The 23,695-nt window shown below is 34.0% G+C and carries 20 protein-coding genes; 7 read left to right on the top strand and 13 right to left on the bottom strand.

Going from position 1 to position 23,695, the window contains the following annotated elements:
• Nucleotides 1-69 precede the first annotated feature (69 nt).
• From BXU01_RS01305 to BXU01_RS01315, 3 genes are all read left to right on the top strand, one after another.
• A complete protein-coding gene (locus tag BXU01_RS01305; RefSeq protein ID WP_083691356.1) occupies nucleotides 70-1,212 on the top strand; it encodes a cytochrome-c peroxidase in 1,143 nt (380 codons plus the stop codon).
• Between the two features lie 371 nt (nucleotides 1,213-1,583).
• Complete coding sequence (locus tag BXU01_RS01310) at nucleotides 1,584-2,234, top strand: VOC family protein (RefSeq protein ID WP_083691357.1); 651 nt, start codon at nucleotides 1,584-1,586, stop codon at nucleotides 2,232-2,234.
• A 148-nt stretch (nucleotides 2,235-2,382) separates the two neighbouring features.
• Nucleotides 2,383-2,781 (top strand): tautomerase family protein, encoded by a 399-nt coding sequence (locus BXU01_RS01315; protein ID WP_083691358.1) that lies wholly within the window; start codon nucleotides 2,383-2,385, stop codon nucleotides 2,779-2,781.
• A 66-nt stretch (nucleotides 2,782-2,847) separates the two neighbouring features.
• Here the strand turns inward: BXU01_RS01315 and BXU01_RS01320 are convergent, their stop codons facing one another.
• The 6 genes from BXU01_RS01320 to BXU01_RS01345 form a co-directional block, all read right to left on the bottom strand.
• Entirely contained in the window at nucleotides 2,848-4,854 is a 2,007-nt protein-coding gene (locus tag BXU01_RS01320) for a heavy metal translocating P-type ATPase (protein ID WP_083691359.1), read from the bottom strand.
• A gap of 20 nt (nucleotides 4,855-4,874) precedes the next feature.
• Nucleotides 4,875-5,009 carry a hypothetical protein gene (locus BXU01_RS23800; protein WP_255373683.1) on the bottom strand — a complete coding sequence of 45 codons (135 nt, stop codon included), beginning with the start codon at nucleotides 5,007-5,009 and terminating at the stop codon, nucleotides 4,875-4,877.
• 71 nt (nucleotides 5,010-5,080) lie between these two features.
• Nucleotides 5,081-6,403: an efflux RND transporter periplasmic adaptor subunit gene (locus tag BXU01_RS01330; protein WP_083691361.1), complete on the bottom strand. Its 1,323-nt coding sequence runs from the start codon at nucleotides 6,401-6,403 to the stop codon at nucleotides 5,081-5,083.
• A 1-nt stretch (nucleotide 6,404) separates the two neighbouring features.
• Nucleotides 6,405-7,646 (bottom strand): TolC family protein, encoded by a 1,242-nt coding sequence (locus tag BXU01_RS01335; protein ID WP_083691362.1) that lies wholly within the window; start codon nucleotides 7,644-7,646, stop codon nucleotides 6,405-6,407.
• Between the two features lie 133 nt (nucleotides 7,647-7,779).
• Nucleotides 7,780-10,911, bottom strand: a complete 3,132-nt coding sequence (locus BXU01_RS01340; protein WP_083691363.1) for an efflux RND transporter permease subunit — start codon at nucleotides 10,909-10,911, stop codon at nucleotides 7,780-7,782.
• A 95-nt stretch (nucleotides 10,912-11,006) separates the two neighbouring features.
• Entirely contained in the window at nucleotides 11,007-11,330 is a 324-nt protein-coding gene (locus tag BXU01_RS01345; RefSeq protein ID WP_255373684.1) for a DUF6660 family protein, read from the bottom strand.
• 317 nt (nucleotides 11,331-11,647) lie between these two features.
• Between BXU01_RS01345 and BXU01_RS01350 the strand changes: the two genes are divergently transcribed.
• Nucleotides 11,648-12,769: a hypothetical protein gene (locus tag BXU01_RS01350; RefSeq protein ID WP_083691364.1), complete on the top strand. Its 1,122-nt coding sequence runs from the start codon at nucleotides 11,648-11,650 to the stop codon at nucleotides 12,767-12,769.
• A gap of 10 nt (nucleotides 12,770-12,779) precedes the next feature.
• Nucleotides 12,780-13,547: a porin family protein gene (locus tag BXU01_RS01355; RefSeq protein ID WP_083691365.1), complete on the top strand. Its 768-nt coding sequence runs from the start codon at nucleotides 12,780-12,782 to the stop codon at nucleotides 13,545-13,547.
• 3 nt (nucleotides 13,548-13,550) lie between these two features.
• Here BXU01_RS01355 and BXU01_RS01360 read toward each other — a convergent pair whose 3' ends face one another.
• The 5 genes from BXU01_RS01360 to BXU01_RS01380 form a co-directional block, all read right to left on the bottom strand.
• Nucleotides 13,551-14,138, bottom strand: a complete 588-nt coding sequence (locus tag BXU01_RS01360) for a chemotaxis protein CheB (RefSeq protein WP_083691366.1) — start codon at nucleotides 14,136-14,138, stop codon at nucleotides 13,551-13,553.
• Complete coding sequence (locus BXU01_RS01365; protein ID WP_083691367.1) at nucleotides 14,120-14,929, bottom strand: protein-glutamate O-methyltransferase CheR; 810 nt, start codon at nucleotides 14,927-14,929, stop codon at nucleotides 14,120-14,122. Before BXU01_RS01365 ends, BXU01_RS01360 begins: the two co-directional genes overlap by 19 nt.
• A 7-nt stretch (nucleotides 14,930-14,936) precedes the next feature.
• Nucleotides 14,937-15,302 carry a response regulator gene (locus tag BXU01_RS01370; RefSeq protein WP_083691368.1) on the bottom strand — a complete coding sequence of 122 codons (366 nt, stop codon included), beginning with the start codon at nucleotides 15,300-15,302 and terminating at the stop codon, nucleotides 14,937-14,939.
• Nucleotides 15,303-15,494: 192 nt separating this feature from the next.
• Nucleotides 15,495-19,064 (bottom strand): response regulator, encoded by a 3,570-nt coding sequence (locus BXU01_RS01375; protein ID WP_083691369.1) that lies wholly within the window; start codon nucleotides 19,062-19,064, stop codon nucleotides 15,495-15,497.
• 15 nt (nucleotides 19,065-19,079) lie between these two features.
• Nucleotides 19,080-20,294 (bottom strand): response regulator, encoded by a 1,215-nt coding sequence (locus tag BXU01_RS01380; protein ID WP_083691370.1) that lies wholly within the window; start codon nucleotides 20,292-20,294, stop codon nucleotides 19,080-19,082.
• 309 nt (nucleotides 20,295-20,603) lie between these two features.
• Here BXU01_RS01380 and BXU01_RS01385 point away from each other — a divergent pair, with 309 nt between their 5' ends.
• Both BXU01_RS01385 and BXU01_RS01390 read left to right on the top strand, forming a co-directional pair.
• Nucleotides 20,604-21,452, top strand: a complete 849-nt coding sequence (locus BXU01_RS01385) for an SDR family oxidoreductase (RefSeq protein WP_083691371.1) — start codon at nucleotides 20,604-20,606, stop codon at nucleotides 21,450-21,452.
• A 188-nt stretch (nucleotides 21,453-21,640) separates the two neighbouring features.
• Nucleotides 21,641-21,901, top strand: coding sequence for a SemiSWEET family sugar transporter (locus tag BXU01_RS01390; RefSeq protein WP_083691372.1), 261 nt, complete (start codon nucleotides 21,641-21,643; stop codon nucleotides 21,899-21,901).
• A 154-nt stretch (nucleotides 21,902-22,055) separates the two neighbouring features.
• Here BXU01_RS01390 and BXU01_RS01395 read toward each other — a convergent pair whose 3' ends face one another.
• Entirely contained in the window at nucleotides 22,056-22,886 is an 831-nt protein-coding gene (locus tag BXU01_RS01395; protein ID WP_083691858.1) for a hypothetical protein, read from the bottom strand.
• Between the two features lie 421 nt (nucleotides 22,887-23,307).
• On the bottom strand, nucleotides 23,308-23,646 hold the full coding sequence (locus BXU01_RS01400; protein ID WP_083691373.1) for a hypothetical protein: 339 nt from the start codon (nucleotides 23,644-23,646) through the stop codon (nucleotides 23,308-23,310).
• Between the last annotated feature and the right edge of the window lie 49 nt (nucleotides 23,647-23,695).

Below are 23,695 nucleotides of genomic sequence, written 5' to 3' on the forward strand. Positions count from 1 at the left end.
ACTGAAAACTGAGACTGAAAACTTGAAACCTGAAACTTTAAACCTGAAACAAATCAAAACAAAAACAAATTGAAAAAACTAATCTTCCCTCTTCTCCTTCTGTTGAGTTTAACGGCTTATAAAAGTGTTGAACAGCCGGATTATATTGATGTACAGGAATTACGAAAATTGTATTCCGGCGGAGATGCTGCGAAATGGCCAAAAGCTGAATTACACGAAAGTATCGATAAAACAAAATTTCAGGATATTGGCGTTCTTCCCGCGGTTCCTTATCCTGATTATAATCCGTATTCTAAGGAAAAAGAAAGCTTGGGCAAGATATTATTTTTTGATCCAAGATTGTCAACGAGCGGACAAATTGCCTGTGCTTCGTGCCATAATCCTGAGTTGGGCTGGACAGATAATTTAACGCGTTCTTTTGGGCACAATCGTCAAACAGGGAAACGCAATTCCATGACGATTTTAAACTCGGCGTATGCGACGTCTTTATTTTGGGATGGCCGCGCTTCAAGTCTTGAAGATCAGGCGCAATTCCCGATTGGAGACCCACTTGAAATGAACGAAAAACTGACAATTGCCGTTGATAAAATCGCCAAAATTAAAGGGTATAATGAATTGTTTACAGCAGCTTTTGGAGATAAAAAAGTGAACCTGCAAAGAATTCAATATGCGATTGCCACTTTCGAAAGATCTATAAATAGCCCGAAAAGTAAATTTGATAACTTTATTAGCGGGAAATCTGAGGCTTATACGGACCAACAAGTAAAAGGTCTGCATTTGTTCAGAACCAAAGCGCAATGCATTAATTGCCACAATACGCCTTATTTCAGCGATAATCAGTTTCATAATGACGGACAAACTTTATTTGGAACTAAAAATGAAGATTTCGGACGTTACAATGTCACTAAAGATGTAAAAGATATTGGCAAATTCAGAACGCCAACGCTTCGTGAAGTTGCCAACACAAAACCCTGGATGCATCACGGGCATTTTCCTTCTTTATTAGATGTTGTAGAGTTATACAATTTAGGAAATCCATCACCGGTTCAGAAAAAATATCTGGGAACAGCAAGAGATTCGCTAATTCCTAAAGTAGATCCAATGCTTAAAAAATTAGATTTAAACAAAGAAGAAATCAGTGATTTATTAGCTTTTATAGAAACTTTGAGTACACCAACACGAAGGATTATGACGCCAGCATTACCTAAATAACGATCACATAAAACTGATTTGAAATTGCCCCAAAAATTCCAGATCTGTAAGGCCTGTTTCTTTATGAGACGGGCTTTTTTTATTTTAAGCTCATAAAAAATACTACAATAGAGTGCCTAAGACGTTTTACAAACAATAAATCTCATAGTATAACCTGTAAAAAATATGATTTTCTAAAAATACCTAAATTCTAGTTTGAAATCTATTTACTATGTTTAAAAAAAACTGCGTATTGATAACAGAATTTCTAATCATAATTTACTATCCTATTATTGAAGTATAAAATAGTTTGTCAATCATACTCTTTTAATCATTTCTTAAATTTGTTTGAAACGAAAAGAAGCTTTTTCTTCTTTATAAAAAATATCATCATGAAGTTATCACACATACAAATTCAGACCAACAATATCGAGCAAACAACAGCATTTTATCAAGATATATTAGAATTGCCAATTATAGAGAAACACTCTGATTCAGTTAGTATTCAGGCTGGAAATTCTATTTTAAAATTCGTCGAAAATCCTAATTTAAACTCTATCTATCATTTTGCTTTTAATATTCCTGAAAACAAGCTTAACGAAGCTATTGAATGGTGTAAAAGTAAAGTAGATTTAATTTTTATCGAAGATCAAAAAGTGATTACGAATTTTGAAAACTGGAATGCCAACGCAATTTATTTCTATGATAATAATGGCAACTTGTTAGAATTTATTGCCAGACACGATCTTAACAACAGTGAGACAGAAAAGTTCAATTCTAAAGCTATTCTAAATATCAGCGAAATAGGAATCGTGAATGAAAATCCACTTGAATTAGGAAAACAATTAATTGTAGAACATGACTTGAAATTCTTTTCTAAAAATAACAATACCGAACTTTTTGCTGCCGTTGGTGATGACGAAGGTTTATTAATTATGGTACAACCAAATAGAAACTGGTATCCAACTCAAACACCTTCTGAAAGCAATAAAACAGAAGTTAGAATCGAAAATAACGGAACTCTAATTGAATTATCTTTTTAAATATTCAAACCCGACAGGTTTTTAAAACCTGTCGGGTTTACTAGTACAAAAATATCCGACTCCTTTTTTTTAGAGTTTCTTTTAAAATTTTCTCTTCTTCTTAAATTGCGTATTATCTTTGTTAGTACATCATTAAATTATAATAAAAATGCCATTCGTTAGAATCAGTCTTCCTAAAAAACTATCCTTAGAAACAAAAAATACTATTTCAGAATCGATTCATCAATCTTTAATAGCCGAATTTCATATCCCTTCAGCTGATTATTTTCATGTGATTGAAGAATTAGAACCTCATCAGATAAAATATCCTGAAAGTTACCTTGGCATTTCACATTCTGAGGATATTATTTATGTGCAGATTACAGCAGGACAAGGAAGATCTTTAGAACAAAAAAAGCAATTGTATCATCAAATTGCGACCAGAATTGCTGCATCGACACAAATTTTAATCAATAATGTGATCATCGTTTTATTAGAAAATAATGGTTTGGAGAATTGGTCTTTTGGCAATGGAGAAATTCAGGAACCAACGCATTTAAAAAAGTAATTTTATCAAACAGAAAATCCCAATTCAAACAAATGAATTGGGATTTTCTATTTAAGTGAAATAATTTTAGAACTTCATCTTCTGGATTCTCACTGCATTTAGTATGGCTAATAATGCCACTCCAACATCAGCAAAAACAGCTTCCCACATTGTCGCGAGTCCGCCCGCGCCCAAAATCAGCACAAAAGCTTTTACTACGAAAGCCAACGTAATATTCTGCCACACAATTTTTTTAGTTTGTTTCCCAATATTTATTGCCATTGCAATTTTACTTGGTTTATCATCCTGAATTACAACATCGGCAGTTTCAATTGTCGCGTCGCTTCCTAAACCTCCCATTGCGATTCCTACGGTACTTAAAGCTATTACAGGAGCATCATTTACACCATCGCCCACAAAAGCTACGGTTTCGTTTTTAGATTTAATTTCGTTTAGTTTATTCACTTTATCTTCCGGAAGTAAATCGCCGAAAGCATTTATGATTCCAAGTTTATCAGCAACAAATTGCACAACATTCGCTTTATCACCACTTAACATGGTTACTTTAACGCCCAATGCTTTTAGTTTACTCACTGCTTCTTGTGCATCTTCTTTAATTTCATCTGCAATGGTTAGATATCCTGCAAATTTATTATCATAAGCAATTGCAATTGTAGTATAAACGACTTCATTAGGATTAAGATCGTACTTAATATTAAATTTATCCATTAATTTGAAATTCCCTACGTGCAGCTCTTTTCCGTTTATAATGGCTTTTAAACCATGTCCGGAAATTTCTTCTACATTTTTCAATTGTATTAAAACATCAATTTGACCCACATGATTATGAATTGCAGTTGCAACAGGATGTGTACTTTGGCTTTCCAGGACATTTACCAGTTTCAGAATCTCGTCTTTATCAAAACCTTCCTGAATAATGACTTCCTGAACTTTAAAAACACCTTCGGTCATGGTTCCTGTTTTATCCATAACCACATTCTGAATGGTTGAAATACTATCCAGAAAATTACTTCCTTTAAACAGGATTCCGTTTTTACTTGCAGCGCCAATTCCGCCAAAATATCCTAACGGAATACTAATCACCAAAGCACAAGGACATGAAATCACCAAGAAAACCAAAGCTCTGTACAACCAGTCACTAAAGACATAATTGTTTACAAAAAGCCAAGGTAATACACAAATCGCAATTGCCAGATAGACTACTATTGGCGTGTAGATTTTAGCAAATTTGCGTATAAACAATTCTGCCGGGGCTTTTTTAGTCGTGGCATTTTGTACCATTTCCAGAATCTTAGAAAGTTTACTGTCTTTGTACGCCGTAGTTACTTTTACTAAAGCAATCGTGCTGCCGTTAATCATTCCTGCCAGAACCGTTTCTCCTTTTATCTTGGTATTAGGTTTGCTTTCGCCCGTTAATGCAGCGGTATTAAACGAAGCAGTATCTGACAATAATTCACCATCTAAACCTAATTTTTCTCCGGCTTTAAGCTGAATGATAGATCCTATAGTAACATCAGCAGCTTTGACTTTCGTGGCAACGTTATTTTCTATAATATTCACCTCATCAGGACGCTGATCGAGTAAACTTTTAATATTCGATTTTGCTCTGCTGACAGCCAATCCCTGAAAGTTTTCTCCAATGGTATAAAATAACATAACCGCAACACCTTCAGGATATTCACCAATCGCAAAGGCTCCGATTGTAGCGATACACATCAGGAAAAATTCGGAGAAAACATCACCTTTCATAATGCTTTCGTATGCTTCTCTCAAAACCGGTAATCCCACAGGAAAATAAGCCACAATATACCAGGCGATCCTAACATAACCCGTAAACCAGGTTTGTGGAAAATAGTTGTCAAGCCCAATACCTATAAGCAATAAAATAAAGGAGATAATCGCCGGCAAAAACATTTTGAATAATCCGCCTTCGGCATTATGTTCGTGATCGTGTCCGTCTCCGTGATCATGTCCGTCATTTTCAGAATGAACAGGTTCGTCATGTGAACAACAGCAAGTAGATTGTTTTGGTTTCTTTTTTATTATTTTTTCTTCTGTATGTATATGTTCCATAAAAAAATTTGTTTCAGGTTTCAGGTTTTCTTTGTTTCAAGTTTGCCTGTAATAGTTGTGTTAACAGCCATTAAAACACTTTCTAAATTTACAACTTTTGTAGCAATTGCCTCTACACAAAATTTTATTTTGGTTTTATTTATTTCAGGTTTCAAATTTCAGATTTTTTAACTTGTGAACCTTTCTTTCTAAAAACCTGAAACAAAACAAACCTGAAACAAAATTTTTAGTGCCCATGCTCTCCCCCGCCTTTCATTGCCGAAAGCAGATAAAAAGCACCTTTTGTAACAATTTTTGCATCTGAATCAATCTTATCTACAAATTTTACTTCTGTAAATCCTAAATCTGTTGTTCCCGGGATAACTTCAATCGCTTTAAAATGAGTTTCTTTTTCATGGGTTTTTTCCTCATCTGATTTTTTTTCTGCGTGTTCTGCGTGTTCTTCTTCCTGAACAAAAACAAAATATTTATCTGCGTTTCGAACCACGGCATCTTTTGGCAACGCAGGAACGGTAGCATTTGTTATGTTGATGTTTGCCGAAACGTACATTCCGGGAATCAGTCCTTTTGCATCATCAGATTCAATTTTGGCATGAACAGCAACCGTTTTACTTTCGTTAGAAAATGATTTATTGATTCCGAATATTTTCCCTTTTATCGATTTGTTTGATTGGTTTGTCAATACAAAATCAATTACTTGTCCGATAGAGATTGAACCCAAGTCTTTCTCATATACATTTAAATCTAAGTGCATTTGCGTATTATCAACCACTTCAAACAATGTTACTCCGCTTTGTGCGAATGCTCCTTTGGCAATTTTTATATTCCCCACATAACCGCTAATTGGCGCTACAATTGGAACTAACGAAGTACTGCCTTTTGTACTTACATGCAAGGCATCTAATTTGTTTTTTGCGGCTTGCGCTCTGGCTCTTTCTGCTGCCAGTTTTGATTTTACTTCCTGAAAAACTTTTCTGGGATTTACATTTTCATCGCTTAACGTTTTCTGACGGTTGTATTCTAATTGCAAATATTCGATATTGGCTGTAGCCGAATGATAATCTTCCTGCATTTCGATGACTTCCAGGTTCTGGATCGTTGCTAAAACTTTTCCTTTGTTCACAAAAGTCCCTTCAAGAACAAATATATCCTTCACCGTTCCTCCTATTAAAGTCGAAACTTCGGCAGAATTTTGTGGCGGAACTGTCGTATAACCATTTGCTTTTATGACTTTGTTCAGGTTTCTGTTTTCAACAAATCCCGTTTCGATCCCAACTGTTTTGTATTGAGATTCGTTTAGAGCTACTTCTGTTTGTGATTTTTCTTCTTCTTGTGGTTCTTCTGTTTTCTTTTCATTGCAACTTACTAAGATAACCGCAAATAGTATAAAATAAAGAAAACGCACATTTTTTACCACAAAGTTCACAAAGAAAGAACGACGCAAAGTAATCAAAGAGTTTAAACTCTGTGACCTTTGTGAAAACTCCTTCGTGTTCTCTGCGGTTAAATTAAGTTCCTTTGTGGTTATATTTTCAAATATATTTTTCATTTTAATTGTTTTTGATGGTTGGGAATTGAAGTTCAATAGCACTTTGATTGTAATTATGAGTCGCCTCTGTATATTGTTTTTTAATATCAATTGCCTGATTCAAAAAACTGATGTACGACCAATAACTCATATCTCCATTCGCATAACTTTTTTGTGCCGTATTGATGATCTGATCAGCATATTGAAGTCCTTCTTTCTGGAAATAATCCAAAGCTTTCTGCTGTTTTTGAAAGTTATTTTGCAATTCCTGCTTTTGAAGATTCAGCGTTAGTTTATTTTTATCCAAAGCCAATTGCGATTGCGAAATACTAATTGCCGAAGCCTGTGCTTTTGCTGTATTTACACCACCAAACAACGGAATTTGCAATCCGGCAGTAAAGCCCTGAAACAAAGATTCAGTATTGATTGTCTGAGCAAAATATCCTAATCCTAATTTAGGCGTTCGCATGGCTTTATAGGTATTAGCTTCTTTTTGATAAACCGAAATTTGCTGCTGATAATAATCGTTCATTAAACCTTCTGCTTTCAAATTTCCTTCTTCTTTTAGAATCGAATATTGCAGGGATATTGTCTCATCAGGAATTATATTTTCATCTGTCTGGACAAAAAATTGCAGTTGTTTTTGGTAAATCGCCAAATCATATTCTAATTGTGCTTTTTGGGTTTCAATCTCTTTTACTTTTGCTTTGGCACTAATCACTTCAATATTCCCGCTTTCTCCGGTTTGAAAACGCAGTTCTGCATTCTTTAGGAATTTGGTATAAATAGTATTGAGTTCTGAGTTCAGTTTCTGAATCGAAATGCCATATAAATATTGGTAATACGCGAGTGTCACTGCTTTTTCTATTTCATAAGAAGATAACGCTTTTCGTTTTTCGGCCAGTTTTACTAACTCTTCCTGCAATTGACGATTGGCTTTTGTGATATTTCCTATTGGAAAAAACTGCTGAACAGAAACGTTATGATCAAAATCGACGCTATTAAATTGTCCGCCCTGATATTGCACCTGAAGCGGTTCCGGCTGAAATGCCATTTGCTTTAGAACCGTTTGCTTTTCTATTTCTTTATCAGCAATTTTTAAATCGATATTGTTTGATTTGGCAAGTTCGATTGCTTTTTCAAGACTGATTTTTTCTTGTGCTTGCGAAATTGTTACAGTCAATAGAAATGCAATTAACCACAATCCCGATAACCATCTTGAGGAAAACTTTTTTAATTGATTATTATATATTGGATGTTTCATTTTTATATTTTTTGTCTCTCGCAGATTAAGCAGATTAAGCAGATTTTTTTCGATTCTTTTGAATTAATCTGCCAGATCTGCAGAATCTGCGAGAGAAATTATTTTATGCCCAGTAATAAATTTTCTAATTATCTCATTTTCTAATTATCTCATTTCGGTTAAACTTCTTCTCTAACAGCAAATACAAAATAGGTAAAACGATCAACGTTAATAATGTTGCAGAGAATAAACCGCCAATAACTACAGTTGCCAAAGGTTTCTGTACCTCTGCTCCTCCGCTGGTTGATAATGCCATGGGTAAAAATCCTAAAGAAGCTACGGCTGCGGTCATTAAAACCGGACGTAATCTGGTTTTTGTTCCGATTAAAACTCTTTGCAGCGGATCCAGAATTCCTTCGGTTTTTAATTGATTGAAATACGATATCAATACGATTCCGTTTAGAACCGCGATTCCGAATAAAGCAATAAAACCAATTCCTGCCGAAATACTAAATGGCATTCCGCGCATCCAGAGTGCAAAAACACCACCAATTGCCGATAACGGAATTGCTGTAAAAATTAATCCTGCTTGTTTAAAGCTTTTAAAAGTAAAATAAAGCAGCACTAATATTAATCCTAAAGCGATTGGCAATGCGATCGAAAGTCGTTTCGTTGCTTCGATTAAATTCTCAAACTGTCCGCCGTAAGTCACAAAATAACCGGCAGGAAGTTTAAAGTTTTTATCTAATTTTTGTTGAATTTCCTCAACTACACTTTTTATATCACGTCCGCGAACATTTAATCCAACCGTAATTCTGCGTTTTCCATCTTCACGAACTACTTGTACGGGACCTTGCTCATAATCTACTGTTGCGACTTGCGAAAGTGGCACTTGCTGACCATTTGGCAACGGAATAAACAAATTGCTTACGTCTGTAATATCAGCGCGATTGTCCTGGTTCATTCTCACTACAACATCAAATCTCTTGCTTTCGTCGTAGATTTTTCCGGCACTTTCTCCCGCAAATGACGAACGGATAATTCTATTGATATCTGAAATATTCAATCCGTACAAAGCAATTTTATTATAATCGTATTTAATAGTAATTTGAGGCAATCCGGTTACTTTATCGGCTTTTAAATCTCCAATTCCTTCAATGCTTTTAATTTTCGAAATTAACTCGGTTGCTTTTGCATCTAAAATTTCTAAGTCATCACCAAAAATTTTGATCGCAATATCGCTTCGGCTTCCGGTCATTAATTCGTTAAAACGCATTTGTATGGGTTGCGAAATCTCAATATTGGCTCCGGGAATTACTTCCATTTCTTCTTTCATGGCATTGGCCAATTCTTCCCAATTGTGATATTTTCGTCCCCATTCTTTTTTATCTTTCAAAACAATAATCAAATCACCACTTTCAATAGGCATAGGATCTGTAGGGATTTCTCCACTTCCTATTTTGGTTACGATAGTTTTTATCTCGGGAAATTTCGCTTTTAAAATCTGTTCATATTTTGTGGTTGTTTCTACCATTTGGGTAAGTGAACTTCCGGTCATAATGGTAGCATTTATGGCTAAATCTCCTTCTTCAATTGTTGGGATAAACTCTCCTCCCATATTATTAAAAACGATTAATCCCAGCGCAAATAAACCAAGTGATATCCCCAGAACGATCTTTTTAAACTGTAATGCTTTTTCTAATAAAGGTGTATAAAGTGATTCTAACCAAGCCATCATTCTGTCACTAAAGTTTTTTTTGTGCTCCGTATTTTTGGATAAAAATAAAGCACTCATCATGGGTACATAAGTCAGCGAAAGGATAAATGCTCCGGCTACGGCAAAACCAACGGTCATGGCCATGGGTTTGAACATTTTTCCTTCGGTACCAACCAAAGCTAAAATTGGCAGATAAACAATCAGGATAATAATTTCTCCAAAAGCCGCACTATTCCTGATTTTCGAAGCCGAATTGTAGACTTCGGCATCCATTTCGCTTTGCGATAATTCTTTTTTTCGTTTAAGCTGCTGTAAATGATGCATTGTAGCTTCGACGATAATTACGGCTCCATCGACAATGATTCCAAAGTCGATTGCGCCTAAACTCATTAAATTTCCGCTTACACCAAAGGCATTCATTAATATAACAGCAAAAAGCATCGCTAACGGAATTACTGAGGCAACGATTAATCCTGCCCGAAGATTCCCAAGGAATAAAATCAGGACAAAAATCACGATTAAAGCGCCTTCTAATAAATTTTTCGTAACCGTTCCGATCGCATTATCGACTAGTTTCCCTCTATCAATAAAAGCTTCGGCGACAACGCCTTCGGGTAAACTTTTATTAATCTGAACCATTCTTTCTTTGATTCTTTCAACCACTGCGCTGGAGTTTTCTCCTTTAAGCATCAAAACCATTCCAGAAACAATTTCACCTTTTCCGTCTTTGGTTGATGCTCCGTAACGCAAGGCAACTCCTTCACGGACTTCGGCGACATCACGGACTAAAACGGGAGAACCATTTCGGTTTTTCACCACTACATTTCCTAAGTCGTTGGTTCCTTTTGCCATTCCGACACCTCGAATAAAATAGGCCAATTGATCTTTTTCGATATATGCACCTCCCGTATTTTGATTGTTTTTTTCCAGCGCATCAAAAATCTCCGTAATCGTAACGCCCAGACTATTCAGGGTATTTGGGTTTACGGCAATTTCGTATTGTTTCAGTTTTCCGCCCCAAGTACTTACATCTGCAACACCTTTAACGCCTTGCAATTGCGGAATAATAATCCAATCCTGAATGGTTCTTAATTTTATGGCGTCATATTTTTTTTCATAGCCTTTTTGGGCATAAACATCATATTGGTAAATTTCTCCTAAACCTGTAGTAATCGGTGCTAATTCAGGCGATCCGGCATAAGCAGGAATGTTTTCTTCGGCTTGTTTTAGGCGTTGAAATATTTGTTCCCTAGCCCAGTAAATATCTACGTCGTCCTCAAAAACAACGGTAACGACTGATAAGCCGAAACGGGAAATACTGCGAAGTTCTATAATATCAGGAACGGTTTTTACAGCTTGTTCCAGCGGATAGGTTATTAATTGCTCGACTTCCTGACTGGCCAAAGTGGGCGCTGTCGTAATAATTTGTACCTGATTATTGGTAATATCCGGCAAGGCATCAAGTGGTAATTGTTTGAGCGAATAGCTTCCCCAAGCTATTAATACAAGGGTAAGTAATAGTATAACGAACTTATTCTTTATACTAAACTGTATGATTTTATCTAACATTTTAATGGTATAATGACGTGAGAAATTAGACAAAGTTTGTCTATTACTTCTGTGGAAAATCCACAACTCTCTAACCTGAACTTAATCAGGAATCATTATGCTATTTGAGGGGGCTGCCAAATGCTTCCGTAGAAATTTGAAGCAAAAACAGAATTATAGTTTGGTAATGGTATTGAAATAATAGTATATGCTGCAGGAAAATCAAAACTTAAAGAGGTTTGATAACTTAAAACCTGTGCTCCACAGCAATTACAGGTGCAAAACGGAGAACATAAATCATTATCCTTATCGTGAGAATGGTTTGTTTCTAATGAAAACTGAGCTGTTTTATGAACAGCACTATCTACTTCCATATCTGCACAAGGCATATTTGAAAGTGCCATTAAATAAACCGACAATATGATGGTTATCCATTTCACGAAACAAAAATAGTATTTATTTCTAATACAAAATCTAAATAATTGAAAATGATGTAAATGAAAAAGATAAACTTCTTTCTGATTTTGATAAAATATATTTTATTCGAAAATGTATTTTCTTAAAAAAAAAGTATAACTGGTAAGAAAATTTAGTTAACTTTAACAATAATTAACACATAAATTCAGTTCCTCGTTGTAAGCCAAAATCTCTAATTGATTCTAATACAAAAGCTTAAACAATAATTGCTTTCAGCATACATTAGTCCCTATTTATTTTACGCATTTCTATTAATTAACCATTATAAACACGAAAGTCAATGAAATATAATACACTACTATCAGCCTTTTTTTTATTTTTTTGCATGCAGATTTTTGGACAGGTTTACACTGAAAAAATCGTAGGAGCAAAAAATCAGGAATTAAAAGACAGTCTTAAAGTCGAGGAATATCCATATGCTTTACCCATTTGGGGACAAAAAGTAGCTCAAAAAGGATATAAATTACCTTATTCTGCAGGACTCTCAGTAAATTATTTCTGGCAGGACTCTGAAATAAACATCAAGAATCTGCAAGTTGGTTTTAATAACGGGCCATTATATAATCTGGACGAAATTGTACGTTTTGATAAATCTTCTGTCGAGGTTGGAGCGATTACTATCCGACCAGATATTTGGCTTCTTCCGTTTTTAAATGTATATGGAATTTTTGGAAAAGCAAAACCCACAACTAAGATAAATGCGGGAATCTGGATTCCTGACGCTGATAATAACTGGTCTCAAGTTGCCAGTTTTAGTACTAAAGCTAATTTTGATGCCACTACTTTTGGTTTTGGATTAACACCTACAATTGGTATTGGCGGAGGCTGGCTGGCACTGGATATGAATATGTCCTGGAGTGATGTTAGTGCCCTGGATAAACCTGCTTTCTCGTATATTTTTGGTCCAAGATTAGGTAAAACGTTCAAACTGCGTAAACCTGAACGAAATATTGCAGTCTGGGTTGGTGGTTTTCGAGTTCATATTGAAGGAAACACGCAGGGAAACATCGCTTTGTCTGATGTTTTGAATCTGGATAACGCTCAGGAAAAAGTAGATAACGGATTGACAAAAGTGTCTGAAAACCAAACAAAAGTAGATAACTGGTGGGACGGATTAACGGCTTCTCAGCAAAAAAATCCTGCCAATATTGCGAAACATAATACCGCAAACAGAGCTTTAGAATCTGCTGGAACTTTTTTAACAACTCTTGACGGCGCTTTGAGTACTGCAGGATCATCAACGGTACAATATTCATTACAAAAATCACCTAAAGATATGTGGAACTTTATTGTTGGGTCTCAATTTCAATACAGCAAACATATCATGTTTAGAGTTGAGGCTGGATTTTTGGGCTCTCGTACACAATATTTAGCCGGACTGCAATATCGTTTTGGACTTTAATTCTCATGATATGAAAAAAGGTTTATTATTACTTATCGCATTATTTTGCATGTCTCCGGCACGGTCACAAGTTTTAATTTCCTTAATTTTTGGAGACAAACTAAATTCTCCTTTTCTTGAATTTGGTCTTGATGGCGGGGTAAATTTCTCTACTATTTCAGGTCTTGAATCTTCAGGAACGAATGTAGGTTTTAATCTGGGTTTTTATTTTGATATTCGTTCTAAAAAAAATCCTGCCTGGATGATTAATACTGGAGTAATTGTAAAATCTCCTATGGGTGCGCACGGAATCCCGGTTTATTCTCTAAACGATACGAATCTGGATAATACATTTGCGGGAGGAAGTGTAAATCGTGAAATACGTTATTTTAATGTGCCTATTTTAATTAAGTATCAGTTTAAGAATAATATTTATCTTAAAACCGGACCTCAGTTGGGTTTGCTTGCTAAAGCTTTTGATGAATTCAAGCAAGAATACGATAAGGATGATGTTATTTATAAAAAGAATATCCGCGATCAAATTCGTGTTATAGATGCCGGAGTTGCTCTTGGCGTGGGGTATCATATGAATGTTGGGAACGGATTGAATGTAACGGTTCAATATTATTACGGACTGGTTCCTGTCATGAAAGGTGACGGACCTGATGTATATAACAGATCGTTGTATGTAACGGCTGGTTTACCTATTGGAAAAGGGAAAGCTGCACAAAGAAGAGCCCAAAAAGAAGCAGAATTAAACAAAGTGATTCTTCCTGAAGATGAAGAACCCAAAAAATAAATCTTAAGTATTGATCTCACTAATGAACGTTAAAATCTCTTCATTTGTTAAAACAAAATCAGGATCAGCATTCAAAATTGCGTTGTTGGGCATAAAAGGCATATCTGCAGAAAGAGGATTTTGAACTGCAATTTTTCCTCCTGCTGTTTTAATAGCTTTCAACCCATATGTTCCATCTGTATTGGAACCTGATAATAAAATGCCTACTAGAGAATTCCCGTAAATTTCTGCTGCAGACTCAAATGAAACATCTATACTAGGACGGCTATAATTAATTTTTTCTGAGGTATCTAAAGAAAGTGTCTCGTTTTTCTCGAATAACAAATGATAATTAGACGGAGCTATATATATAAATCCTGCCAAAAGTGGTGCTTTATCTTCTACGGTTTTAACTTCGATATTCGATTTTAATACAATAAGCTCTTCCAGTGTCTGATCATCTGTGCTTTTGCGATGCAATACAATTACAATGGCAAAACCTTTTACATTTTGCAAATCAGGAAGGATTTGCATTAAAGCATTAAGGCTTCCAGCAGATCCTCCTATAATAAGTACTTTACAGTTTGATATTGTTACTTTATTTTCCTCCATATTTTCTCTTTACCCAACTGTTTGTATTTATGCATTCCAATAGAATATTTTATGGTTTCTTTAGTTCCAAGTGCTAAGAAACCTAAAAGTGCTAAACTTTCATCGAATAAATTAATAACTCTTTTTTGAAGGTTATTATCAAAATATATTAAAACATTACGGCATAATATCATATCAAACTCATTGAATGATGTATCTGAAACTAAATTATGCTGTGAGAAAACCATTTTTTCAGCCAGTTCATCGTTAAATTTGGCAATGCCATAATTGGCAATATAATAACTTGAAAAATCTTCGAGTCCGCCTGCATCACGATAATTTTCTGAATATTCTTTCATCATTCGCAAAGGAAAAATTCCTTTTTTGGCTGTTTCTAAAACGGTTGTATTGATATCTGTTGCATAAATTAAGGATTTATGCAGCAAACCGGCTTCTTTAAGCATAATAGCCATAGAATAGACTTCTTCGCCAGTAGAACATCCTGCATGCCACAATCTGATAAAGGGTTTTGTGCCTAATAAGGGCAAAATTTCATTTCTAACGATATTATAAAACGAAGGATCGCGAAACATTTCCGTGACATTTACGGTAATCTCATCGACCATTCTTTTATAATATTCCTGATCATAACGAACTTTAGAAAGAAATTCATGAAAATGAGTAAATCCATCTAAATGCATTACTCTGTTTACACGTCTTTTTAATGAAGCACGGGAGTAACTGCTAAAGTCAAAGCCATAATATTCATATACATCATTAATAAGTGTTTCTAATTCGATATCCTCAATCATAATCTCATCAAATTTTGCTCAAAATAGCAAGTAATTTATCTACATCTACCGGTTTTGAGATATACGCATCTGCTCCGGCTTCCAGACATTTTTCTTTATCGCCTATCATTGCCTGCGCAGTTACGGCAACAATAAAAGCTGATCTCCTGTCAGGAAGTGCCTTAATTATCGGAATTGCATCATAACCATCCATTTCCGGCATCATCATATCGATCAAAATAGCATCGACATGCTCGTTTGTACTTAATATTTTCAAAGCTTCCTCAGCACTTAAACAAGACAAACAATCATAGGATTTTGCACGCAGAGTGTGTTCTAAAGCAAAAATATTCCTAGAATCATCATCAATAATTAAGAGTCTTTTTTTATTCATTTCGTCCACCTTTTATTTTTTTTACGCCACGAATTCCACGAATTTGCACGCATTATTTTTTTAATGTTTGTGTAACTTATTTTTTGCCAAAGATTAAAAAGATTAAAAATAATTTTCAATTAATCAACAACAACTTCTCTACTCTTTATTCTTTCTTCTTTCCTCTATATTCTATATTCTCTACTCTTTCCTCTAAATCTTATCATACAACCACACGCGCAATAACGAAAGTAACTGATCTATATCTACTGGTTTTGTAATATAATCAGATGCTCCGGCTTTGATGCATTTTTCTCTGTCGCCTGTCATTGCTTTTGCTGTAACTGCGATTAATGGCAAACTTAAAAACTTAGGCATGCTTCGTATTTTTTCAGCTGTTTCATAACCGTCCATATTTGGCATCATCATATCCAGTAAAACAATATCAGTATCAGGATGTTCGCCTAAAATTTTAATAGCCTCTTTACCATCAAAAGCGGTAATGACATTCATTTTAAAGACTTCGAGTGCTTTTGTCAAAGAATAAATATTACGAACATCGTCATCTACAATCAATACCTTTTTTTCGTGCAGGATATTATTTAGTAAATTTAGCTTTTTATGTCCTTCTTTTTTGTCTTTTCCATCTTTTTTATCTTCTACTAAATGAAGGAAAAGTGAAACCTCATCCAACATTCTTTGATATGAATGCGCTGTTTTTACAATAATTGAATCGGCATATTTTTTAATTTTAACCTCTTCTTTCATCGATAAACTTTTTCCTGTAAAAACGATTACCGGAAGGTTTTCTAATCCAGGACTTTTCTTTACTCCATCTAAAATTTGGTAAGCGTGTTTGTCCGGAATTCCCATATCAAGAATAACACAATCTACTTCTGTTTTATTCAATGCCTCTAATCCTTGCGAAACTTCACTTTTTATTTCAGAATTAATGTTATAGGTTTCCAGGAAATAAGCTAGTGCTTTAGCATGTTTTGGATTGTCCTCGATGATAAGCACTTTTTGTGCATCTTTATTAATAATGTGTTCAATTCTTAAAAACACATCCGGAATTTTATCAAAAGCAACTGGTTTATCTAAGAAATCAACTGCCCCTTTTAGTAAACTTTCCTGTTTTAATTTATGCGATGACATAATATGAACCGGAATATGTTTGGTCGCTGAATGATTTTTTAATTCTTCTAAAACTTCCCAGCCACTTTTTATCGGTAATTCAATATCTAATAAAACACCAACTGGATTATATAGCAATGCAAAGTTCAGCGCATAATCGCCACGTACAGAAACAACACCTTTATATCCTTTTTTTCTGGTGAAAGTCAAAAGTGATTTTGCAAAGTTAATATCGTCTTCTACAATCAAAATTACTTTATCACTCTCTTCAATTGAATCTCTGTCATCTTCAATTTCAGCAGGAATAGTCTCGCTTATATATTTTTTCTTAACCGGTGCTTTTTCTTCTTCAGGTACCTCAGTAAATTCTGTTGGAGGAATTTTCTCTACATTTATCTTATTTATTGCAGACCCAAAAACCGGAAGGCATAAAGTAAAAGTACTACCTTCATTTTCTTTACTGTGCAGGATTATTTCACCACGAAGCAGTTTTGCCAGCTCTCTACTAATTGATAATCCTAATCCTGTTCCGCCATATTTACGTTTAGTAGAGCCATCGGCTTGTTGAAAAGCTTCAAAAATTAAAGGCTGTTTCTCTAATGGAATTCCTATTCCGGTATCTTTTACAATAAAGCAGATCACTTTATCATCATCAGTATTTATTTTTATTTCGATACTAACTGTTCCTTTTTCTGTAAATTTAATAGCATTAGAAATCAGGTTTTTCAAAATTTGTTCTAAACGCATTTTGTCTGTTTTAATGACAATTGGCGCATCTTTAGAAATAATTTCAAACTTAATTCCTTTTTCTTTCGCAACCTGATTAAACAAGTTCCATAAAGTATCCGTGATTTCTTTGGTTGAAACATCTAAAAATTCAAGTTCCATTTTACCGGCTTCGATTTTAGACAAATCCAATATTTCATCGATCAAGCCCAATAAACTGTTTCCTGAACTCTGAATTACTTTTGCAAACTCAATTTCTTCGGCAACCATGCTTTTGTTATTATTTTCAGAAAGCAATCGGCTCAAAAGTAAGATTGAGTTTAGAGGCGTTCTTAATTCGTGCGACATATTCGCTAAAAATTCTGATTTATAACGTGTTGTAAGCTCTAATGCTTCTGATTTTTTCTGGATTTCATTGTTTTTTTCTTCCAGTAAAACACTTCTTTCAGACAATTCTTCATTAGTTTGTTCCAATTCTTCCTGCTGTACTCTTAGTTCTTCTTCAGATGCTTGTAATTTCTCTGTTTGAGCTTCCAGTTCAGCATTAATAGCTTCTAATTCGCTGTGTTGCACCTGAAGTTCTTCAGACTGGGATTTGGTTTCTTCTAACAATTCCATCACTCTTTTTCTATTTTGAGTTGATTTAATTGCGATTCCAATATTATTAGAAACTGTATTTAAAAATTCTAACTGTAGATCTGAGAATCCGTAAATACTTGCCAATTCAATAGCACCTTCTATTTTGGTATCTAATAAAGGTACTGCTACTATATGAGTGGGTTTAATTTGCCCTAATGCATAATTTATATGAATATCATCCGGTGACAACGTTTTTAATTCCAGCAGTTTTCCTGAAATAATAGCCTGCCCTATTAAACCTTCACCTTTTTGAATACGTTCACGGTTTTTACTTGGTATGTAACTATATCCTCCTGCAACAAAAAGTTCGTTATCTTCAAGAACATATAAAACTCCAGCGCTGCTGTTAGTGTATTGACAAACAAATTCAATAACATCTTTAGATAATTTGTGCAGCGTTTTATCTCCCAGCATTACATTATTAAGATTGGCAACACCGGTTTGCATCCATTCTTTTTGCGATAATAAATCAAAAGAAGTTTTTAGGGAAATTCCCATATTATTCAGAGATTCTCCCACACTGCCTAATGCATCAGCTTTTGTATCGTCTACGCGAATGTCATAATTACCGCTCGAGATGTTACTTGCGATAGTACTAATTGCCTCAATTCTTTGGGCTGTTTCTTTATCTTTTCTCTCTAATTCGTTTTGAAGTAAGGCACGCTCATTAAAATCTTTTAAAATCCGAATTAAAAATACAATCGAAATCAAAAAAGCGACTATAAAAGCAACAATAATCAAAATGATACTATACATCCCGTATCTTTCTGAGTTTTGGTTGCGTTCTTTTAGTAGATTTTGTTCTGTATTTTCTACTATTTTAATTTGAGCACGCAAGTCGTTCATCATACTTCTCCCTTCATTGAGATCAAATGTTACGTTGCTTTTTCCTAATCGTTTTTTTACAATCTGATTATTCAAATATTTAAAAAAATTACTTCTTTGAGGTTTTAATTCTTTTAATTGCTTTTGTTGCAGCACATTATCAACAGTAAGTTCTTCTACTTTATCAAAATACGAGTTTGATTTTATCTCCGCATCATTATATCGCTGCACAAATTGCTCATCGCCGGTAATCAAATATCCCCGCATACTGGTTTGTGCCTCTGTAATTATAGCGGAACCTTCGTTCAGGTTATAAATTACATCCTGAGTATGATTTACCCAAAAATTGCTGCTTAACAAGTTTTTTATACTTAGATAAGAAGCTGTAGAACTGATCATTAAAACCAGTAATGACACGCTAGAACTTATTAGTAAATTTCTTCTAAAATTGCTCTTCATACTTTTAAATTATAATTATTCGTATTTTAAAGGGAGTATAATAATAAAACTGGCACCATGGCCAACCTGACTTTTTGCGGTGATTAATCCGTTGTGTTTTTCGATAATTTTTTTAGCGATTGCTAATCCAATTCCGGTTCCTTCATAAGATTGACGATCGTTTAAACTTTGAAAAATAATGAATATTCGATCAAGGTAAATTTCATCAAAACCTATTCCGTTATCTTTTACCGTGATTCTGCAAAATTTACCATCACGTGAAGCTGAACTCTCAAAAGATTTTTCTGAAATTAATTCAGAAGTAATTTCGATTAAAGGATGTTGAGAATTTCCGGAGAACTTTAGTGCATTTCCTATCAAATTCTGAAAAACCTGCCTTAGCTGACTCGGGATACTATCTATCGTAGGAAGTTCACTTGTTTTTATAGTAGCATTTTTTCTTTCGATCAGGTAATCAAAATCCGAAAGTACTTCTTGTAATACAACATTTAAGTCTGTAGATTCTGGTTTTACCTGAGATGATAATCTCGAATAGGCTAACAAATCGGTAATTAAAGTCTGCATTCTTTCAGCTGATTTAATCGTACGATCTACATAATCGATTGCTTTGGCATCATCAGCGAGATAAAGCTCTTTAATGATTTTTATAAAAATCTGTATTTTCCGGATGGGTTCATTTAAATCATGCGAAACGACCCAGGAAAATTGTTGCAGTTCGTGATTTTTCATCTCTAATTCTTCGTTTTTCGAAACCAGTTCTTTGGTTCTTTCAGCGATTTTAATTTCGAGATTATCCTGTGCTTCTTTTCTGATTTTTATCTCTTTAGAAAGCAGCTCTTTTATGCCTTTTAATTCATTTTGCTGCTCGTAAATTTTAATGAAAGTTTTTACTTTTAATATCAGCAAATCTGTATCTACAGGTTTGGTAATATATTCTACAGCACCGGTTTCATATCCTTTAAAAATATATTTTTTCTCAATATTTAATGCTGATAAAAATATAACCGGAATGTCTTTTGTTCGTTTATTGCCTGAAAGTATTTTGACTACTTCAAAACCGTCAAGTCCCGGCATTTGAACGTCCATGATAATAAGACAGTAACTTGTTTTCAGGATTTTCTTCAGGGCTTCTTCTCCAGACTCAGCAGTATCTACTTCAATATTATGCAGCTCTAATGTTTTTTTAAGGGCAATAATATTTGCCTTTATATCGTCTACGATTAATACCATACTGTTGTGGGGGAGTAAAAGTGTTATGTATAAAACTTGTTTTTTTAGTTTGAAATCTTTTTAGAGAATGATATTTAATACTATCTGATCCTAATATTAGTGTCATTGGCAAAACTTTCAAATTTATAAAAAAAAAGAAGAAACCACTTTTATAGGATATGAAATTAGTTACATAATTCCCATGTTGAATCCCCGCTATAAATGATAATTCTATAAGTTTTATTGAGACAATTTTAGATTTATTTCAGTTAATGTTTTCAGCATACAATCCTTATTTTTAAACTAATGATTAACTCTAAAGTAAGTATTATGAAAACGATAAAAACATTTCCGGAGCAAAAGCAAAATCTTCCGGGTAACGAACATCAAATGAATCCTGAGCCTGAAATCATTAGAGAAAATTATGTTGGAAGCGGAAAACTATTGGGCAAAGTTGCCTTTATAACCGGCGGAGACAGCGGTATTGGCCGTAGTGTTGCTGTACATTTTGCGAGAGAAGGTGCTAATATTGCCATTGTTTACCTTAAAGAAGATAAAGATGCGAAAGATACCAAAGCACTTATTGAGAAAGAAGGCAGGGAATGCCTAATTATAAGCGGAGATCTAAAGGATGAGAAATTCTGTAAAAGTGCCGTAAAAAAATGTTATACCACATTTAAAAAAATAAATATTATAGTTAATAATGCAGCTGTACAATTTCCTCAAACTGAATTCGAAAGCATTACTACTGCACAGCTTCATAAAACATTTGAAACTAATATTTATCCGTATTTTTATATTACAAAAGCAGCGTTGCCATTTCTTACAGAAGGTGATACTATTATTAACACAAGTTCTGTCACAGCATATCGCGGCAGTGAGCATCTGGCTGATTATGCCAGCACAAAAGGCGCAATCGTAAGCTTTACCAGATCATTATCTACAATGCTTGCCAAAAAGAAAATAAGAGTAAATGGCGTTGCCCCCGGTCCTATCTGGACACCATTGATCGTTGCCAGTTTTGATAATTTATCTGATTTTGGAAAAGATAATCCGATGGAAAGAGCCGGTCAACCCTCAGAAGTTGCTCCTGCTTATGTATTCCTGGCGTGTCAGGACAGCAGTTATATCACCGGACAATTTATTCATATTAATGGAGGCGAAATGATTGGCGGATAAGTTTTTTTTAGAGTTACTAAGGTTCTGAGGTACTAAGTTGCTAAGTTTTTTCATCTTACTAACTCTTAAAATAAACTCCTACAATTAAAAAGACAACTTTGCTCCTGAATAACCATCTGAATTATGCGATTTAAAAAAAAACTTAGTCACTTAGTCACTCAGTCACTTAGAAACTAAAAACTAAAAAAATGAATTTAATCGATGCTGTTGGGCTTTTTGCCGGAACTTGTGTTACGATATCTGTAATTCCGCAAATTATAAAAGTTTGGAAAACAAAAAAGGTAAAGCAAATTTCGCTTAAAACCTTTGGTATCCTTACTTTTGGAATACTGGTCTGGATTATCTACGGCATCTTAAAAGAAGATTTGCCCATTATACTCACCAACAGTGTTTCATTATGTCTGAACTTAATCATGGTTTATTTTATTATTTATTATGAAAAGGAATGAGTTTCTTAAAAAGGCACTAAGTTACTAAGGTTCTAAGAGGCTAAGGTACTGAAGGATTGTGTTTAAAAAATCCTTTTTTAAATATATTGAATAAAAAAAACAGCTCGGTAAAAGCTGTTTTTTTCGTAAATGCAGAAGTGATATATAATGCTTATTAGCTAGCTAGTTTTTGATTGTATGGCTTATATGATAAATGGTATTTTTCTTTAAAAATACGTGGCAAATAGTGTCGACCGGCTAATCCTGCAGCATTGATTACATCCGAAATATTGATATTCGAAATTCTTTTTATTTCATTAATTTGCTTTGTGGCCAAATTCAAAATAGGTTCAAATGTTTTAATGTAGTTATAACTATGTTGAGCTATCTCCATATCTACAATTTCTTCTAATATTACTTTTTTAAGTAAATTTCTAACGATTCCTTGTTGCGGAAGCGCTTTAAGTTCCTGCCATTTCTCGACAATTTTTAAATTCTCTGCTCCTGTATACACATAGTTTCCGGATTGGTTCATGAATCTTGTCTTTAACTGAGAGATCATTTCAAAATTCTCATCTTCTGTGCTTATAACCGTTGGTACTCCAATTAAGGAGAACTGAATGCGTTTGTGACTTTCAAAATAAAGTACACTATTTATAACCGAAGTATTACTCAAAACCCCCGTTTGATTGTTTTTAAGACTCTTTTTCTCCCCATTTGCACCAAAACTATGTGATAGTTTTCCGTTTTCGCAATACACGAAAAATATTGGCGCTGATTGAAAAGATTCCATACTCAGACTTACATCCTGATTTAATACAAGGTCAAAATTCAAATGCGACATTCTGTTATCCAAACAAACTCCGCTGATAGTTCCTTTTGCCCATTTAGATTTTATGATCAAATTGTATTCGTTATTATTGGTGATCAATTCACCATCAAAACTATCTTTAAGATCATTAAAAATAGTATCAAATCGTCCTGTATTTAAGTATAGTTTTTTCATATTGGTCTGGTTTAATAAAACTGGTTTGTATTTATTTACGTACAAATATTAGTTTTGGTTTTTTATCTTATTTTGATAATTCAAATTTCAGAAATATTGTCAATCAAATCTTTATACAATTTCAGTCAGATATTTCATAATTATTACAACAGTCTTTTTTATAAAAAATGAGATTTTAATGACGAATTGTAAGCTATGAATTATTAAGTGTTTTTGATATCATGTAATTTTCTATAAGAACATCATCATTACCTGCAATCTTGTTTCTATACTCTTTCCTCTATAATCTTGCTTCTATCATCTTTTCTCTATATTCTTTCCTCTATATTCTTTCCTCTATATTCTTTCTTCTTATAAAAAAAAGCAGCTGCCCCAGATAAATCTGAAACAACTGCTCCCCAGCAAAATAAAAAATACTTATCTATGTAAGTTCGTTTATGTCGGCATTTTTAGAATAATTTGCCTTCGGTATATCTTTAAAAAATTCAGCTTCTTCCAGGTCTGCTGTTGGGCCGTATCCTATTAAATGGGTTCCTTTTTTTTGATCCTTTGTTTCTATTATATATAAAATCGACATATCATCAGGATCACTCATACCTTCGTATCGATGATGGGCTACAATAAAAATCTCATCCGGCTTATAGGCATATTTTGACTCTGAATCGATTAGGCAACCATTTTCAAACAAATAATTAGTCATATACCCTTCGTCCTGATATTTCTTTATATAGTCGGTTTCGTGTTTTTGTTCCTTTTTCATGATTTTATTAAATTAAAGATTTTTTACAATCTATTATATATTCAAATTT

It is taken from the genome of [Flexibacter] sp. ATCC 35103, assembly GCF_001975985.1.
GTDB lineage: Bacteria > Bacteroidota > Bacteroidia > Flavobacteriales > Flavobacteriaceae > Flavobacterium.

Bases quoted from the DNA above. Each gene is read 5' to 3' on its own strand.
- BXU01_RS01330 (WP_083691361.1), bottom strand. From the start codon at position 6,403: ATGAAAAATATATTTGAAAATATAACCACAAAGGAACTTAATTTAACC.
- BXU01_RS01395 (WP_083691858.1), bottom strand. From the start codon at position 22,886: ATGAAAAAACTATACTTAAATACAGGACGATTTGATACTATTTTTAAT.
- BXU01_RS01310 (WP_083691357.1), top strand. From the start codon at position 1,584: ATGAAGTTATCACACATACAAATTCAGACCAACAATATCGAGCAAACA.
- BXU01_RS01320 (WP_083691359.1), bottom strand. From the start codon at position 4,854: ATGGAACATATACATACAGAAGAAAAAATAATAAAAAAGAAACCAAAA.
- BXU01_RS01355 (WP_083691365.1), top strand. From the start codon at position 12,780: ATGAAAAAAGGTTTATTATTACTTATCGCATTATTTTGCATGTCTCCG.
- BXU01_RS01315 (WP_083691358.1), top strand. From the start codon at position 2,383: ATGCCATTCGTTAGAATCAGTCTTCCTAAAAAACTATCCTTAGAAACA.
- BXU01_RS01340 (WP_083691363.1), bottom strand. From the start codon at position 10,911: ATGTTAGATAAAATCATACAGTTTAGTATAAAGAATAAGTTCGTTATA.
- BXU01_RS01400 (WP_083691373.1), bottom strand. From the start codon at position 23,646: ATGAAAAAGGAACAAAAACACGAAACCGACTATATAAAGAAATATCAG.
- BXU01_RS01360 (WP_083691366.1), bottom strand. From the start codon at position 14,138: ATGGAGGAAAATAAAGTAACAATATCAAACTGTAAAGTACTTATTATA.
- BXU01_RS01375 (WP_083691369.1), bottom strand. From the start codon at position 19,064: ATGAAGAGCAATTTTAGAAGAAATTTACTAATAAGTTCTAGCGTGTCA.
- BXU01_RS01385 (WP_083691371.1), top strand. From the start codon at position 20,604: ATGAAAACGATAAAAACATTTCCGGAGCAAAAGCAAAATCTTCCGGGT.
- BXU01_RS01365 (WP_083691367.1), bottom strand. From the start codon at position 14,929: ATGATTGAGGATATCGAATTAGAAACACTTATTAATGATGTATATGAA.
- BXU01_RS01380 (WP_083691370.1), bottom strand. From the start codon at position 20,294: ATGGTATTAATCGTAGACGATATAAAGGCAAATATTATTGCCCTTAAA.
- BXU01_RS01350 (WP_083691364.1), top strand. From the start codon at position 11,648: ATGAAATATAATACACTACTATCAGCCTTTTTTTTATTTTTTTGCATG.
- BXU01_RS01335 (WP_083691362.1), bottom strand. From the start codon at position 7,646: ATGAAACATCCAATATATAATAATCAATTAAAAAAGTTTTCCTCAAGA.
- BXU01_RS01370 (WP_083691368.1), bottom strand. From the start codon at position 15,302: ATGAATAAAAAAAGACTCTTAATTATTGATGATGATTCTAGGAATATT.
- BXU01_RS01390 (WP_083691372.1), top strand. From the start codon at position 21,641: ATGAATTTAATCGATGCTGTTGGGCTTTTTGCCGGAACTTGTGTTACG.